Origin of the sequence: Corynebacterium sp. UMB10119B (genome assembly GCF_030228125.1) — a bacterium.
In the GTDB taxonomy this organism is placed as follows: domain Bacteria; phylum Actinomycetota; class Actinomycetes; order Mycobacteriales; family Mycobacteriaceae; genus Corynebacterium; species Corynebacterium pseudogenitalium.
In genome coordinates this window covers 51947-66028 of the sequence record NZ_JASPBG010000009.1, presented here as the reverse complement: position 1 = coordinate 66028, position 14082 = coordinate 51947, and the positions used below count along the sequence as shown (strand labels likewise).

At 60.6% G+C, this 14082-nt stretch carries 14 protein-coding genes; 3 read left to right on the top strand and 11 right to left on the bottom strand.

The features are described 5' to 3' along the window. Positions 1–42 precede the first annotated feature (42 nt). Positions 43–1569 carry a glycosyltransferase gene (locus QP802_RS08015; protein ID WP_070975304.1) on the bottom strand — a complete coding sequence of 509 codons (1527 nt, stop codon included), beginning with the start codon at positions 1567–1569 and terminating at the stop codon, positions 43–45. Between the two features lie 9 nt (positions 1570–1578). Further along, positions 1579–2919, bottom strand: a complete 1341-nt coding sequence (locus tag QP802_RS08010) for a glycosyltransferase family 4 protein (RefSeq protein ID WP_256001325.1) — start codon at positions 2917–2919, stop codon at positions 1579–1581. A gap of 137 nt (positions 2920–3056) precedes the next feature. On the opposite strand from QP802_RS08010, the gene QP802_RS08005 reads away from it, so the two are divergent. Further along, positions 3057–3305 (top strand): hypothetical protein, encoded by a 249-nt coding sequence (locus tag QP802_RS08005; RefSeq protein ID WP_070363455.1) that lies wholly within the window; start codon positions 3057–3059, stop codon positions 3303–3305. A 21-nt stretch (positions 3306–3326) separates the two neighbouring features. On the opposite strand, the gene QP802_RS08000 is transcribed toward QP802_RS08005, so the two are convergent. The 6 genes from QP802_RS08000 to QP802_RS07975 form a co-directional block, all read right to left on the bottom strand. Next, positions 3327–4292, bottom strand: coding sequence for a Ppx/GppA phosphatase family protein (locus tag QP802_RS08000; protein ID WP_284818252.1), 966 nt, complete (start codon positions 4290–4292; stop codon positions 3327–3329). After that, complete coding sequence (locus QP802_RS07995) at positions 4289–4834, bottom strand: DUF501 domain-containing protein (protein WP_284818251.1); 546 nt, start codon at positions 4832–4834, stop codon at positions 4289–4291. The genes QP802_RS08000 and QP802_RS07995 overlap by 4 nt, the downstream gene beginning before the upstream one ends. Positions 4835–4941: 107 nt before the next feature. Beyond that, positions 4942–6093: an ImmA/IrrE family metallo-endopeptidase gene (locus QP802_RS07990; RefSeq protein WP_284818250.1), complete on the bottom strand. Its 1152-nt coding sequence runs from the start codon at positions 6091–6093 to the stop codon at positions 4942–4944. Positions 6094–6568: 475 nt separating this feature from the next. Next, complete coding sequence (locus QP802_RS07985) at positions 6569–7195, bottom strand: FtsB family cell division protein (protein ID WP_284818249.1); 627 nt, start codon at positions 7193–7195, stop codon at positions 6569–6571. Between the two features lie 90 nt (positions 7196–7285). Next, the gene (eno, locus tag QP802_RS07980; protein WP_284818248.1) at positions 7286–8560 is read right to left on the bottom strand and encodes a phosphopyruvate hydratase; all 1275 of its coding nucleotides are present in this window, start codon (positions 8558–8560) and stop codon (positions 7286–7288) included. 240 nt (positions 8561–8800) lie between these two features. Continuing rightward, positions 8801–9613: a lytic transglycosylase domain-containing protein gene (locus tag QP802_RS07975; RefSeq protein ID WP_256005327.1), complete on the bottom strand. Its 813-nt coding sequence runs from the start codon at positions 9611–9613 to the stop codon at positions 8801–8803. Between the two features lie 122 nt (positions 9614–9735). Here QP802_RS07975 and QP802_RS07970 point away from each other — a divergent pair, with 122 nt between their 5' ends. Continuing rightward, positions 9736–10164 (top strand): hypothetical protein, encoded by a 429-nt coding sequence (locus QP802_RS07970; protein WP_070362106.1) that lies wholly within the window; start codon positions 9736–9738, stop codon positions 10162–10164. A gap of 232 nt (positions 10165–10396) precedes the next feature. On the opposite strand, the gene QP802_RS07965 is transcribed toward QP802_RS07970, so the two are convergent. Beyond that, positions 10397–10861, bottom strand: a complete 465-nt coding sequence (locus QP802_RS07965) for a hypothetical protein (RefSeq protein ID WP_284818247.1) — start codon at positions 10859–10861, stop codon at positions 10397–10399. A gap of 9 nt (positions 10862–10870) precedes the next feature. Continuing rightward, positions 10871–11524, bottom strand: a complete 654-nt coding sequence (locus QP802_RS07960; protein WP_256042250.1) for an 8-oxoguanine DNA glycosylase OGG fold protein — start codon at positions 11522–11524, stop codon at positions 10871–10873. 20 nt (positions 11525–11544) lie between these two features. Between QP802_RS07960 and QP802_RS07955 the strand changes: the two genes are divergently transcribed. Next, positions 11545–12144 carry a MazG nucleotide pyrophosphohydrolase domain-containing protein gene (locus QP802_RS07955; protein WP_284818246.1) on the top strand — a complete coding sequence of 200 codons (600 nt, stop codon included), beginning with the start codon at positions 11545–11547 and terminating at the stop codon, positions 12142–12144. Here the strand turns inward: QP802_RS07955 and dnaG are convergent. Then, complete coding sequence (dnaG, locus tag QP802_RS07950) at positions 12141–14054, bottom strand: DNA primase (RefSeq protein WP_284818245.1); 1914 nt, start codon at positions 14052–14054, stop codon at positions 12141–12143. The two genes, QP802_RS07955 and dnaG, sit on opposite strands and share 4 nt — an antisense overlap. Between the last annotated feature and the right edge of the window lie 28 nt (positions 14055–14082).

The following is a 14082-nucleotide window of genomic DNA, read 5'->3' as shown; positions in this document are numbered from 1 at the left end:
CTGTTACAGCTTAGTAAGCACGCAGTAGCAACGCTATTTTGCTCACTGCCTGTATAGCGCGGCGTATTCCTGCGCTACAGCGGACCACGCCCTCGTTCGCGCCCATAATGTACGCCTTTCGTCATGCTCGAGGCTTGCCGCGACGCAGATTCCCTCCGCCAACGACAAAGCATTTTCCGGTTCCACGTACGTTTCTATACCACCGGTCACTTCGCGAAGCGCCGGCAGATCAGAAGCAACAACAGGGATGTCGAGTGCCTGTGCCATCACCGACTTAATAGGAGTCACGTTCCTACACACGACAGTGTCCTTGCGCGGCACTACGAAGACGTCGAGCGCCCCGTACCATTTGTGGATGCTGCTCGCAGGCTGTCGGCCGACGAAACGTACTCGCTGTTCAATGCCTAGCGATTGAGCCTGTTCCTTCAGCCCCTCCAGCGCTACCCCATCTCCCACTACGACACCCAAGAAAGACTCATCGAGCTTTGTGAGTGCCTCGAGGAAGTACTCCAGACCTTCGTAGTCGACAACTGCGGTGATGGCTCCCACAAGCGTCTTGCCCTCGGGAAGGCGTAGCTCCCGGCGTAGTTCAAGCTTCGAATCGCGGCGCTGGAACACGTCATCGGGCACGCCGTTCGGCGCAACCACAATCTTTTCAGCACTAATTCCGCGCTCAATCAGAGACCGTTTTGTAATCTCGCTCAGCACCACCACTGCAGCTGCCTGACGAGCCGCCTCGAGTTCCTGGCGGTGTGCCGCTTGATAGTACTCAGATTGCTTTGCAGTCTCGCGTTTGTCCGTTGGTTGCTTTGAAAGCCATGTTTGTTCCGGTGCGCCCCGCATCTCGTACACCCACGGGATGCCGAGCCGTTTTGCTGCTCGGCTAACGATCAAGGCATTTTCGAACCCTGTAGTCGTATGTAGTGCTTCAGCACCGAACTTCGCAGCGTAACGCACCAGCTGTTTTACAGCTTGGTCCTGCTGCTCTGAAAAGGAGCCCGATGGCCACAAAGGCAGGATTCGAAAATAATCAATGCCATCAACGCACTCACGTTCATCTGTAGCAAGCTTGCCGACAACATTTGGATAGCCATACCGCGTCGCAGCTGCTACCTGAAGTCCAACGGACTGCATGCATTGAAGTACTGCATGGCTTCGCAGCGAGTATCCCGCGCTTGTGTGTGGCAACGAGTTGGTCAGGTAGTGAAACACGCGTTCCGCACCGCGCAGCGGCAAGGACGACTCAATGCCTTGATGCAGTTTCGCCCGCTCAAACTCATAACGTTGGTGTGTCAGCCGGTGACGCCGACTGCCTGCGAGCAAGTCAATGGCTTCCGAAAAATTACCAGATTCGAAAGCATGACGAGCAGCCTTCGCGATGTCCTGTTGATCGGCGTCTTTATCCGAAAGCACACGACGCTGCAGTACCGGACCCACGATCTGAACGTACTTGAGCCGCTGCGCTACGTTGCGTGCAAACGCATCAGCGTCAGTTCTGCACTGCTGCGCGATAAATCCGGCAGTAAAAACGGCTTGGCGCAGATACGCAACTTTGAGCAACGATTTCACGGTACTGCCTTAGTTCGAGAGGGCGTCGAGAAACTTCTGTAACGCGGCTGGACTCGCAACGTCTCGTTCGTGAACGACCCACTGAGCCGCATTACTCGGGACTTCCAATTCCTCCCGGTTATGTGCCAGCCGTACCCAGAGCTGTGCCAGCGCCTGTGGATCCTCGGCCGGCACAGTATGTCCCGCGTGCAGCTGTTCGATTAGGCGAGCAGGCTCGCCCTCCACTGCCCCACTGATATGGATCCCGGCTTCCATGAGCTCATACGTTTTCGAAGGCACTGCGCGCTGTAGCGGTGCCCAATCAGCAAGATGTACTAGTGCCGTATCAGCCCAGGCGTAGTACTGCTCGAGCGCATCTGCTGAGGTCCTAGGCAGAATTTCGATATCCGCGTCGAGTTCCCGTGCTTGGTTTTGCAGAGCTTCTTTGGTCACTCCAGCGCCGATGAGCTTCAAGTGCACATCAACACCTTGTCGGTGGGCTATCTCTGCTGCCTCGATCGCATTGCCAAGTTTTTGGGCTCGACCTAACGTGCCGGCGTACAACACATTGAGGTACGGGCGTTCACTCTCCTCATGGTGCACAGAGGTTGCATGTTCCCTTGAAAATGCGCTTTTGACTGGAAACACATTTCGCACGGTACAAACGTTCACCGGAACGCCTGCGTCTCTGCGAGCTAGCTTTGTCTGAAGCTGTTCCCCCAAATCATCGGCGGTAACAATCACACCGGCAGCGTTGCGCAACGACTTCTTCAACAAGTGCGAAACAATGGCGATCACAACCTGTTTTGGTCCCTTACCAAAGATTCGTTCCCGCCACGAAGATTCACCCAGTCCAGAGTTCCAGTCATTCGAGTACTTCAACAAATCCGGCCAGGCATCCCGCAAATCAATCACATACGGCACTCCAAGCAGCTTCGCAGCAAGCGGAGTAATGAATGCCGTAGGCAGCGCAGGAACCGTACCAATGATGAGATCAGGCGTCGCATCCTCCGCCTTATCGCGCTGTTTGGCGACTTTCAGCAGCGTCGAGAGCGCAACAAATCCTTGGTTCAAAGCCTTCGCTGTCAGCCCGGAGCCACCAGTTAGATACTGTGTCCGAAAGATCCGCTCCCCCGATGGACCCCACTCGACTTTGTTCACCCCCCGAATGCGGCGCCGAGTACGCACTCTTGCGTCCTTGGCGCGTTCCGCCCAATCATTCACCCGATTGTAATGCGGCGGTGGCGCGATGACACTGACGGAATGCCCCTGCTCGTGCAGCATCTCAGTGAGCCACGTCCACCTCCGCTGTGGGACCCCATTTTCTGGCGCCCAATAATGCGATAGCACCAAAATACGAGCCAACTTCATTCCCTTCTCACAGAGTGCACCAACAGTCATCGCAATATCGGCGTGTGCCTTGGCTTCCAGGATAACGGTTAGCTTTCTTAAAACCTTAATTGTGGCAGTACTGAAGCAAGATCGTAATCCTCTGTACTATGGCACCCATGATTCAATTCGTTGTCGGAGCAGCCGCCGGGTACGTGTTCGGCACGAAAGCCGGTCGCAAGCGCTATCACCAGATTGTCAACGCCACACAGAAGGCAGTGAACTCGCCGGTGGCCAAACAGGTGGTGACCTCCACCCGTAAGGCCATTGCGAACAAGATCGATCCGGAACCCCGCATGCGTGAGATCAAAGACTTACGCGGCAAGCGGGGGCACCAGGACCAAATCCTGGAGCCGGACGAGGACTAGCGTTTACTTGAGTTAAAGTTACTATTCGTGGCTTGCCAACGAGGCCACGATGCCGTCGAGGATGTCTTTCTCACTGATCACAATCGAGTCAAGACCAGTGAAATCCTCGGCGGCTTTCAATATTTCCTCGACGACGGCAGCGCCGGCGGGGATGACGTCGGCACGCCCGGGGTGGATCACCGGGTGGTCCTTGCGTTCCTGCACGCTCAACGCCTGGATCTCCGCGATGGTGGCACGCAGATCCTCGAAGGAGAGGCGTGAGAGGTGGATGCGGGTTGGGTTGTACTCGGGAAGGTGTTGGGTGAGCGCGGAGAGCGTCGTAAAGGTGCCGGCGCAGCCGACCATCGTGCGGGCCTTCGCCATGTTGACCACCGCTGCCGCGTGCTGGACCTGCTCGCGCGCGTAGTCGCGGGCTGCGCGCAGCTCCTCGGGGGCTGGCGGATCCGAGCGTAAGAAACGCTCCGTGAGGCGCACGCACCCCATCTGAGTGGAGATGCGGCCCTCGATGGCGTCGCCGTTGCCTACAACGAACTCGGTGGAGCCGCCGCCTAAGTCGATGACGCAGAAGGGGCCGTCGCCTGCGGGAAGGTCCATCGTGGCGCCGATGAAGGAAAGCTGGGCTTCCTCCTCCCCCGTGATCACCTCGGCCTGTGCGCCAGGCTGGATCTGGCTAAGCAGCTCGCGGGTCATGTCGAAGAAGACGTCGCGGTTGGAGGCGTCGCGCGTCGCGGAGGTGGCGACCATGCGCACGCGCTGCACACCCTCGGCGAGCATGCGCTCGGTGTAGGCGGCGAGCGCCTTGCGGGTGCGCTCAATCGCCTCCGTGTTGAACGCGCCCGTCTCGTCCACGCCCTGCCCCAAGCGCACGATGATGTTCTCGCGGCAGACCTCCTCGAACGTGTTCGTCTCGGAGTCGAAACGGGTGATCAGGAGGCGGATGGAGTTCGTGCCACAGTCGACCGCGGCGAGCGTTACCGGCTGGCTCATGCGAGGTGCTCCCCCGCCTCAGCGAGCGTGATGCCGAGGTCCTCGAGCGTCGGCCAGTCGGCGGGGATCGCGGTGCCGCGCAGGTTGCCGTGCTCAGCAGCGAGCGCCACAGCCTCCGTACCGAAACGGAAGTGCTCCGGCCCCTCCGCCAACGCGTACGCAATCAGCACGTGCAGGCACTTCACGCGATCCGGCATGCCGCCGCCGGAAAAGTCCGTACCCAGATCCTCAATCTCGTTGCGCTTCGCCAAAAAATACTCGTGGGCACGGCGGTAATCCTTCTGCAAGTCCTCGTCCTCGGCCAGGCGGGCCTCCATCCACTTCATCACCTGAGCGCCCTCCAAACGCGAAGCCTCGGCAGTGAGGCGGCGGTCCGTCAGGTAGTAGAGCGTGGGGAACGGAGTGCCGTCGTCAAGCTTGGGTGCAGTCTTGACTACCGCAGGCTGACCGTCGGGCGTGCGGTAGGAAATTTCCAGCACACCGCGGGGCGGGCGGCCGAGCTGCTCCTGAATGATATTGAGATCCTCTTGAGTCGGTTGCATGAGCAACATTGTTCCACACGAGGTGGGCGGTGGCGGAACGGTGCGGCGGTTAGCTACACCGTGATGTGCCGGGCCCGTAAAACATTCGTATCAACTAGATACACCGGCTACCCCACCTCCCGGCTAGCCCAATGGCTTTTGTTCACCAAGTTCTCAAAGGACTTATACGAGGCAGCACCAAGAAGCCGCGCAGCATCTCTCTCAGGAATTTGTCCGGACTTTGCGGCAAAGGTGATCGTCTCAAAGAATCGTCCGCCGACTCGAGACCGAACGAGAACATGGAACGAAGGACCGCCGCCGCCCTCTTGTGTGGCTTTCTTTTCTTTCCTGACACGGACCAATCGCATAACTTCGTCGAACTCTTGTTGCTCGATCGAGAAGATACCTTTCAGGCGCAACAGCGTCGCTTCCCTACTGATGCCAAACGCGTTTGCCAGAGACGTGACGTTGTCGAGCAAAGAACGCTTCTTGTTGTACCGTTCCCTCACTGCAGTCTCTGGAGCGAGGAATGCTGCTGCAAACTCGTTACACCAGCGCTCTACCTTCAGGTGGTCGCTGTGGTCAGAAATACCAGCCTCCCCCAAAGCAACATGACCCAACTCGTGGGCGAGACTGAAGAGCTGCGCAGTTTTAGCGTCGCTTGTATTCACAAACACCAGGCAGTATTCCCCATCAATCAGGGTGAATCCACGGAACTCATCAATACTGAAATGACGTTGAGTAGAGTTTCCAACAATGGAATTTCGGGATACTAGAATCCCTGTATCTTCCATGTGGTGCGTTAGTGTCGTAACTTTTTCTAGCCCAGCAATAGGAGAAGTCTCATCAAGATCCAGAGCGATGCGAGCCTGGCGAGCAGCCAGGACGGGACTGGTGGAATCTTGGGCAGAGCGCAGAATTTCAGGACCGGGAACTCCAACTTCCTCTGCGTAATCCGCGTACCACCCCAAGCGCGCCTCGGCGGAGTGAATAACTTCCTGCAGGTCAGGACTCAACCCATCGAGACGCTCATTTCTGACAGTACGAAAATCAGGTAAATCAGTCTCTTCGCCAGAAGGCGCCTGTAGAAGGAGCCGTCCAAATGGGATACGAGCTTTCTTCGCTAGCTCTTCCGCTTGGTTGAGCGTCGGACGCTCCTCCCCTGAGCGCCAATCGTTTACCTTGGGAAACGTGGCACGGAGCTTTTCGTCACTGAGTCCTGTACGTCGCAGCGCCCAGTCCAGCACAGACGGCTCGATATCAACACGCAGAACCCCCATCGCTTCCCTCCTTTCAATCTTGGTAATGAAAACGGCGCAACAGAATTGAGAATACTTTAACTTGCCTGGTTAAACGTTAAAACCCAAGGACCCAGCCGAAGAACTCAGTGAGCTTCGAGCGCTTCTTTCTCTTCGGAAGCGTGAGGTAATCAACCAGCCACTGCTGGTCAATGGGTTGCTGTTTGGGGCGGGTGTTCTTAGGCGGGAGTTGATCCGGTGTGAGCGTTAAAAGCGTGCGATAGATGTCGTGCGCTGCAGGTCGCGCTATTTGGGCAAGGTTTGGCGGCTTTCGGCGACCAGCGTCGCACTCCTTTAATCCCACGCTATTAATCGGTCGACGGGAGCGCTGCGAGGGCCGACGTAGGTCTGGCAGCCCGGTGGTTTTCCAAATGGGAGTAAAAGGATTGGAATAATCCAGGTGGGAGAACGAAAAAAGTGGATTGCAGTAATCCTGTTGCTACCTTTTAGCTTTGGGCTACTGCGCTTCGGGCGACTCAGGCGCCTCAGGCGCTTCCACGGGAGCCTCGGGGGCCTCGGCGGGAGCGGGGACCTCGGCCGGAGCGGGAGCAGGCGCTTCTGAGACCTCCTCGGCGGGGACGTCCTCGGGGACCTCGCGTAGGGAATCCCAGAGGAAGACGGCCCAGCCGCGGTCGTCGGGGGTTTCGTCGGAGGTGATGGTGGTGCCGTGGGTCATGCGGGGGTCGATGACTCGCCAGGCGGACTCGCCGGGCTCCATCACGCCGAGGCGGCGGCGGGCGACCTGGTTGAGATACTCGGGGTCCTCATACTTCGCGATTTCGCGTTCAAGGTCCGCCTGGCGGCGCTCCAAGTGCTCGATGTTTGCCTGGGCGCGCGCGATCTCGTTGCGGCCCTCGTAGAAGTTACGAAGTGGGGCTGCCACTGCCACAAGTACGGCGATGAGCACGATGATGAGCAGGGCGAGCGTCGCTAAGTTGGGGGCGGCGAAGCGCGACTCCCTGTTGGCCTTCTGCTCGGCGAGCTGCTGCTTGCGCTGCTCGCGGGACGCCACGGGCACAGTGCGAGCCAGCCGCTTCCTGCGGCGCTTCGCTGTGTGCTTGTCGTGGGGCGTGCCAGTGCTCATAGTGCTCATTAGTGTACAGCAGGGAAAAACGCGACACCCCCTGCCACGCGCGAGCACGCGATAGGCAGGGGGTGTGTACGAATCAAGCGATTACTTGAAGCGTGGGAATGCGGAACGACCAGCGTAGACAGCGGCGTCGCCGAGCTCCTGCTCGATGCGCAGCAGCTGGTTGTACTTAGCAACGCGCTCGGAACGAGCCGGTGCACCAGTCTTGATCTGGCCGCAGCCCAGAGCCACTGCGAGGTCCGCAATGGTGGTGTCCTCGGTCTCGCCGGAGCGGTGGGACATCATGGTGCGGTAGCCAGCGCGGTGAGCCATGTCCACAGCGTCGAAGGTCTCGGTCAGGGTACCGATCTGGTTGACCTTCACCAGCAGGGCGTTCGCAGCGTGCTCCTTGATGCCGCGTGCGAGGCGCTCAGGGTTGGTGACGAAGAAGTCGTCGCCAACAATCTGAACCTTGTCGCCGATGGTCTTGGTCAGGTTTGCGTAGCCCTCCCAGTCGTCTTCCTGCAGTGGGTCCTCGATGGAGACGATTGGGTACTCAGCAATGAGCTCCTCGTAGACCTTGGCCATCTCCTCAGCGGAGTGCTCGCCGCCCTCGAACTTGTACACGCCGTCCTCGAAGAACTCGGAGGAAGCAACGTCCAGAGCAAGTGCGACGTCCTCGCCCGGCTTGAAGCCGGCCTTCTCGATTGCCTCAACGATCAGGTCAAGCGCTGCGCGGGTGGAGTCGACGGAAGGAGCGAAGCCGCCCTCGTCGCCAAGGCCGGTGGAGAGGCCCTTTGCGTTAATAACGGACTTCAGAGAGTGGTAGACCTCTGCACCCATGCGCAGAGCCTCAGCGAAGGACTCAGCGCTCAGCGGAGCAATCATGAACTCCTGGACGTCAACGCCGGAGTCAGCGTGCTCGCCACCGTTGACGATGTTCATCATCGGAACAGGCAGGATGTGAGCGTTCGGGCCGCCAATGTAGCGGTACAGCGGCAGACCAGCGGACTCAGCAGCAGCCTTCGCCGCAGCGATGGACACGCCCAGGATCGCGTTCGCGCCGAGGCGGGACTTGTTGTCCGTGCCGTCGAGCTCAATCATCGCCTGGTCGAGCAGACGCTGATCGTCAGCCTCGATGCCAGCCAGTGCGTCAGCGATCTCCTCGTTGACGTTCTTGACAGCCTTCTGGACACCCTTGCCGCCGTAGCGATCGCCACCGTCACGCAGCTCGTGCGCCTCGTGTGCGCCAGTGGACGCACCGGAAGGAACACCCGCAATGCCGTGCGCACCATCGTCGAGGAAAACCTCAGCCTCAACGGTTGGGTTACCGCGAGAGTCCAAAATTTCACGAGCAAAGACGTGCATAATATCAGCCACTACAGTTCATCTCCTTGAGATTGGCCAAACCAAATTTCCGTTACCGATTGTTCCAGATCGCAGCAAAAAATGCTTGTTGGCGTTCGTCACACTCGAGCTTTCCCTGCGTTTCCGTGCAGAGATAGGCCCACAACCACGCGATTTAAGGTCACACCATTCGGAATGTGATCTTCGTCAAACCTTTTGTCCATGCCCGGTTTCGCCCACTTTTGTGGCTTTCTCGGCATGGCTGCGGCACGCCTACCGGGCGGCGCGCTGGGTGAGCGCGTAGTTCGCAGCGGCATCGCGGACGTTGTGGAGGTACTCGCGCGAGTGGTTATACGTCAGCACCGCATCCGACCACCCCTCCGCAGTGGACAGATCGCGCCCGTTCGCACAAAGGAGGTTCGCGGCACTCAGGGCGGCGTCGTCAATTTGCTGCGGGTTTGCTACCCCATCGCCGTCGGCGTCGCGGCCATAGATCGCCCACGAGCCGGGGATGAACTGCATCGGCCCCACCGCACGGTCGAACTCGGTGTCGCCGTCGAGAGCGCCGCCGTCGGTGTCCGTAATGAGCGCGAAGTTGCCCGTGCCGTCGAGCGCCGGGCCGATGATCGGCGGCTGCGCCACCCCGTTTTCGTCGAGGCGACCAGCGTCGAACTTCTTGCCCGTATAGGTGCCATGGCGGGTCTCCACCCAACCGATGCCGGCGAGCGTATTCCACTGCAGATTGCAGGCAGGCCAGGCCTCCGCCGCGATCAGCGCGGCGTTACCGTAAGCACGCACCGCCTGCGGGTCGACCCCGATCTCCTCCGCGATAGGGGCAGCCCACGCGTGGAGTTCGTTGGCGGTTCGGCCGGGCGCGTGGACGTCGATAGTCGGCGGTGGCGCGGCAGCGGCCGGGGGCACGTCTTCCGGGACGGGTTGGCGCTGCACGAACTGCTCCGGGCCGCCGAGCGCGCTCAGCAGGAAGGCCACCAACGCGACAACCATCACCACCGCGCCGACAACAACAAGCAGCGCCACACACCCACACCCGCGCGCACGCCTGCCGGGACGGCCAGAAAACGTCATGGCAGAAGATCCTACACTACCCCCGTAATCCCCAATTTTCACTTGCGTCACACCAGTAACAGGTATGGTGTATCCCGTTCTGTTTTTCAAGCACCTATTTACAACCTGAAAGTGAGCACCCTATGCGCATTTCCACCCGTATCGCAGCCATCGGCGTCGCAGCCCTGACCGGCCTGGCAGGCCTCGCAGCACCAGCAGCACAGGCACAGGACGCCACCTCGCTCCTGCAGCTGGTCAACGGCAACGTCAAGACCATGAACTGCAACACCCTGCGCGTCACCCTCAACGGCACCGGCGTCGCCGGCAAGGACACCACCCGCCAGCAGCTGGTCAACAACCTCAACGGCAAGATCGGCGACTCCATTGCCCTTCGCGTCATGTCCGGCGGCACCGTCCAGGCAGTTGCGGACCGTGCGCTGGAGTGCGGCATCGTGAAGCCGGACCCAGTACAGGACTGGGCGAAGCTCCTTGGCAGCTCCCAGACCAACATCCCGCCGCAGCTGCAGCAGCTGTCCTCCAACCTGGACTTGGGCCAGCTCCTGGCACGCTAGGTATTAGGCGCTCGCCCCGTTGCTTGCGCACCAAATTCCCGTTTTTCTTCGCCGACTTTTGCGTTTTCCCAGGTCACGCAAGGCCCGGGAGAGAATGTGGTGTCAGTCCAAGCAGCACGCGCACCACATTCCACGATTCCGATCGGCGAGCACGGCAAAAGCCCAGGTCGGACAAAACCTGTGAGGGAATGTGGTGCGCACCCCCGCTAGCGCACAATCCCCAAAGAAGCCCCTACTCCACCACCAACTTGATCACGTCGGTGGGGCCTTCGTCGCCCGCGAACTCAACGGGCTCGACGGTGGGGGTAATCGGGGCGTGCACATCGACGGGATCGCCGGTGGTGGCGCCGGGGCAGGCGTCGATAATTGAGGGGTCGAACCACTCGATGGCGGGTGTGCGATCATCGCTGAAGATGACGCCGATGCCGCTCCAGGTCTCCCAGCGCTGCGAGTTGTCGTTGATGCTGTAGACATCGTCGGGGTCGAAACCTAGGGCTTCAGCCTGCGCCTTGTCCGTGTACGGGCAGAAGAGATAGGCGCGCTCGGCGTGCTCGCCAGCAACCTGCGACACCGTAAACGGTGCGCCCTCCTGCGCAGCAGCTGCGAAGCCCAAGTCCGTCGACTTCCCTGTCGAACACCCGGCCAGCACCACGCAGCCGAGGGCAAGTCCAGCAAGAACCGTTGTGCGCGCCTTCATAATGGTCTCCTATCCTTGGCGGGCGTGCTCACGTAGCGCGAATTCTACCGCGTCGAGTGGCAGCTCGGGGGCGTGCTCATCGCGCCCGGCCTTGATGGCTGCCAGGTAGGTGCCGTATTCGTCGGCAGACCAGTCGCTGGTCACGTCCAGGCCAGCACCCTTCGCGCGGTTGGAGCAGATGATGAGCGGCTTCTCGTCGGCGGCCTCCTGTGGACCGGCCAGGAAATAGATCAGGCCGGACGCGAACTTCGCGGGCAGGCCCGTGGCCACGACAGCTTCGTATTGCTGGACTGGTGTGAGCTCCCCGGAGCCGACCTTGCGCAGCGCCTGCAGCAGCGCGTTCGCCTTGCCCTTGTTGCGCAGGAACTGCTGCAGCTTCAGCTGCGCCTGCGCGTTCTTGCCGCCCTGGAATGCGAAGGACGCGCCCAAAAAGTCGATGATCTGGTCGCGGGCGAACTCGGAATCCACGACGTCCTGCGCGAAGGCGAAGACTTCGCGGCGGGTCAGGGTCGCGGTGGCGTCGTCGCGGAAGGGTGGGACGCGGCGCAGGTTGTGTGGCCAGCCGGTCTTCCAGCGGATCGGGGAAAAGCTGACGGTTTCTTGCGCGACGGCTTCCGCGGTTGGGGAAACGGCCTTGATGGCTTCTGCAATCTGGTTTGTCATGCGGACTATTGTTACACACTATGACCATCCTCGTGCTTGACCCTCGTTGGCCCGACATGCTGCCCGTTTCAGTAGCGCAGCGCATCCGCGGACCAGTGGAGTTCACCATGGAAGTGCCCGTCTCCGTACGGTGGGACCTTGCCGACGCCCCCGACGGCCCCTCCCCCTGGCTCCTCACCACGAACGAGGACGACGAGGTGGTGCGGGAGCGCATCGCGAAGGGTGAGCACGTCGAACGGGTGCCCTCGCTCGAGGACCCCGTCCACCAGGCAGTGTCCGTCATGCACGTGGCACGCACGCGCGGGCAGTGGGAACGCTCCATGACGCACGAAACGCTCCTGCCCTACCTCCACGAGGAAACCGAGGAGCTCGCCGCCGCCATCACCGACAACGAAGGCGACGAGGCCCTGCGCAAAGAACTTTCCGACGTCCTGCTCCAGGTCCTCTTCCACGCCGAAATCGCAGCAGAGCGCGGCGCATTCGGGTTCGCGGGGGTGGCGCAGGGGTTCGTCGATAAGATGAAGGCGCGCTCCCCCTACCTTTTCGACGGCAGCACCGGCACCATCGACGCCGAAACCCAGGACCGGCTGTGGCAGGAAGCCAAAGCCAAGGGTAACTAGCCTTGCGGCCCGTAGGCCCCGCCGCGCAGGGCGCGGTCGTTGAGCTCCCGGCGCGCCTGCTCAAGCGCCACCAAGTCGGAGAACAGCGCGTTGTAGGCGGCCTCGTCGTCGGAGGGGCGCATGCGCTGCAACTGCGCCTTCAGCAGCGCAATCTGATCCCCCACGCGGGTCTCCTGCAGGCGAGAGAGCACCGAGTCCACGTAACGATCAATGTCGTCCGGGTGCATCGGCTCAACCGCCAACTCTGAAACGAAATTGCGGCCCACCAGGTCCAGCATCTCCTGCGCCACCTTCGCCAAAAACTGCGGGCCCACGTGCGCACCCGTCACCCCGCCAGCCTTCTCAATCGCGTCACGCACCTGGCGATACGCCGGGTTGGTAAACGCCTCCGGCGAAATGCCCTCAAAGTAGCTACCGGCTTTCTCCGGGTACTGCAGCGCAATCTTGAGCGCCTCGCGCTGCGGCCACAGCAGCGGATCCTGCGGGTTCGGCGGCACCAACGCGGGCGGCTGACCCGGCGCGGCCTGTGGCTGCGTGCGCTGCGGCTTCTGCCAGGTACGCTGCTGCTTCTTCGGCTGACGCGCCTCCTCGCGGACCTGCTGGAGCACCTCGTCCGGGTTCGGCCAGCCCACCCAGCCCGCGAGCCTGCGCGCGTACTCCGTCTGCAGCACCTTGTCGCTGATACTGGCGACGACGGGCACGGTGCGCCGCAACGCCTGCAGACGCCCCTCCGCCGTGTCCAGCGAGTAGTCCTTCAGCAGGGACTCAATCACGAACTCAAAAATCGGGATTCTCGACGCCACCAAGTCCCGCAACGCGGAATCCCCGCGCTCAAGGCGCAGGTCACAGGGGTCCAGGCCGTCGGGGGCGACCGCCACAAACGACTGCCCCGAAAACTGCTGATCCCCCTGGAACGCGCGCATCGCCGCCTTCTGCCCAGCCTCATCGCCGTCAAACGTGTAAATCAGCTCGCCACGAAAATAGTTGTCATCCAACATGAGGCGGCGAATCACCGCCATGTGGTCCTTCCCGAACGCCGTACCACACGACGCAACCGCCGTCTTCACCCCCGCAGCATGCATCGCCATCACATCCGTGTAGCCCTCCACCACCACAGTCTGGTGATCCGTAGCAATGTGCTTCTTGGCCAAATCCAGCCCAAAGAGCACCTTCGACTTGTGGTACAACATCGTGTCCGCGGTATTCATGTACTTACCCATCGGGTCATCATCAAACAGCTTGCGCGCCCCGAACCCGATCACGTTGCCGGCCACATCCTTAATCGGCCAAATCAGGCGGCGCCGAAACTTATCAATCGGCCCACGACGCCCCATACTCGAAATCCCAGCATCCTGGAGCTCTTGGGCGTCGAAACCCTTGCGAAGCAAGTGCTTCGTCAACGTGTCCCAACCATCCGGGGCGTAGCCGCACTCGAAGTGATAAATCAGCTCCTTCGAAAACCCACGCTCCAGCAAGAAATTCCTACCGACTTCCGCCTCCGGAGTCTCCAACTGCTCACGGTAAAACTCGTGCGCCGCCTTATTCACCGCCAACAGGCGCGCGCGAGTCCCCGGCTTCACATCACGCCCACCAGTCGTCCCGCCCTGGTAATTGATGTGGTAGCCGATCTCCTGAGCAACCGCCTCCACCGCCTCCGGGAAGGACATCTGCTCCATCTCCATCAGGAAGGAAAAGACGTCCCCGCCCTTGCCCGTAGAAAAGCAGTGGTAGTAACCACGCGCCGGACGCACATGGAAAGACGGCGTCTTCTCATCCTTAAACGGGCTCAATCCCTTCAGCGAGTCATAGCCAGCCGGTTTCAGCTGCACATACTCGCCAACGATGTCCTCGATCGCCGCCCGCTCACGAATAGCCTCAATGTCACTATCCGGAATTCTGCCCCTAGCCATACGCACATCGTAGCGCCTGTGCCACAAT

Bases quoted from the DNA above. Each gene is read 5' to 3' on its own strand.
- QP802_RS08010 (WP_256001325.1), bottom strand. From the start codon at position 2,919: ATGAAGTTGGCTCGTATTTTGGTGCTATCGCATTATTGGGCGCCAGAA.
- QP802_RS08005 (WP_070363455.1), top strand. From the start codon at position 3,057: ATGATTCAATTCGTTGTCGGAGCAGCCGCCGGGTACGTGTTCGGCACG.
- QP802_RS08000 (WP_284818252.1), bottom strand. From the start codon at position 4,292: ATGAGCCAGCCGGTAACGCTCGCCGCGGTCGACTGTGGCACGAACTCC.
- QP802_RS07995 (WP_284818251.1), bottom strand. From the start codon at position 4,834: ATGCAACCGACTCAAGAGGATCTCAATATCATTCAGGAGCAGCTCGGC.
- QP802_RS07990 (WP_284818250.1), bottom strand. From the start codon at position 6,093: ATGGGGGTTCTGCGTGTTGATATCGAGCCGTCTGTGCTGGACTGGGCG.
- QP802_RS07985 (WP_284818249.1), bottom strand. From the start codon at position 7,195: ATGAGCACTGGCACGCCCCACGACAAGCACACAGCGAAGCGCCGCAGG.
- QP802_RS07975 (WP_256005327.1), bottom strand. From the start codon at position 9,613: ATGACGTTTTCTGGCCGTCCCGGCAGGCGTGCGCGCGGGTGTGGGTGT.
- QP802_RS07970 (WP_070362106.1), top strand. From the start codon at position 9,736: ATGCGCATTTCCACCCGTATCGCAGCCATCGGCGTCGCAGCCCTGACC.
- QP802_RS07965 (WP_284818247.1), bottom strand. From the start codon at position 10,861: ATGAAGGCGCGCACAACGGTTCTTGCTGGACTTGCCCTCGGCTGCGTG.
- QP802_RS07960 (WP_256042250.1), bottom strand. From the start codon at position 11,524: ATGACAAACCAGATTGCAGAAGCCATCAAGGCCGTTTCCCCAACCGCG.
- QP802_RS07955 (WP_284818246.1), top strand. From the start codon at position 11,545: ATGACCATCCTCGTGCTTGACCCTCGTTGGCCCGACATGCTGCCCGTT.
- dnaG (WP_284818245.1), bottom strand. From the start codon at position 14,054: ATGGCTAGGGGCAGAATTCCGGATAGTGACATTGAGGCTATTCGTGAG.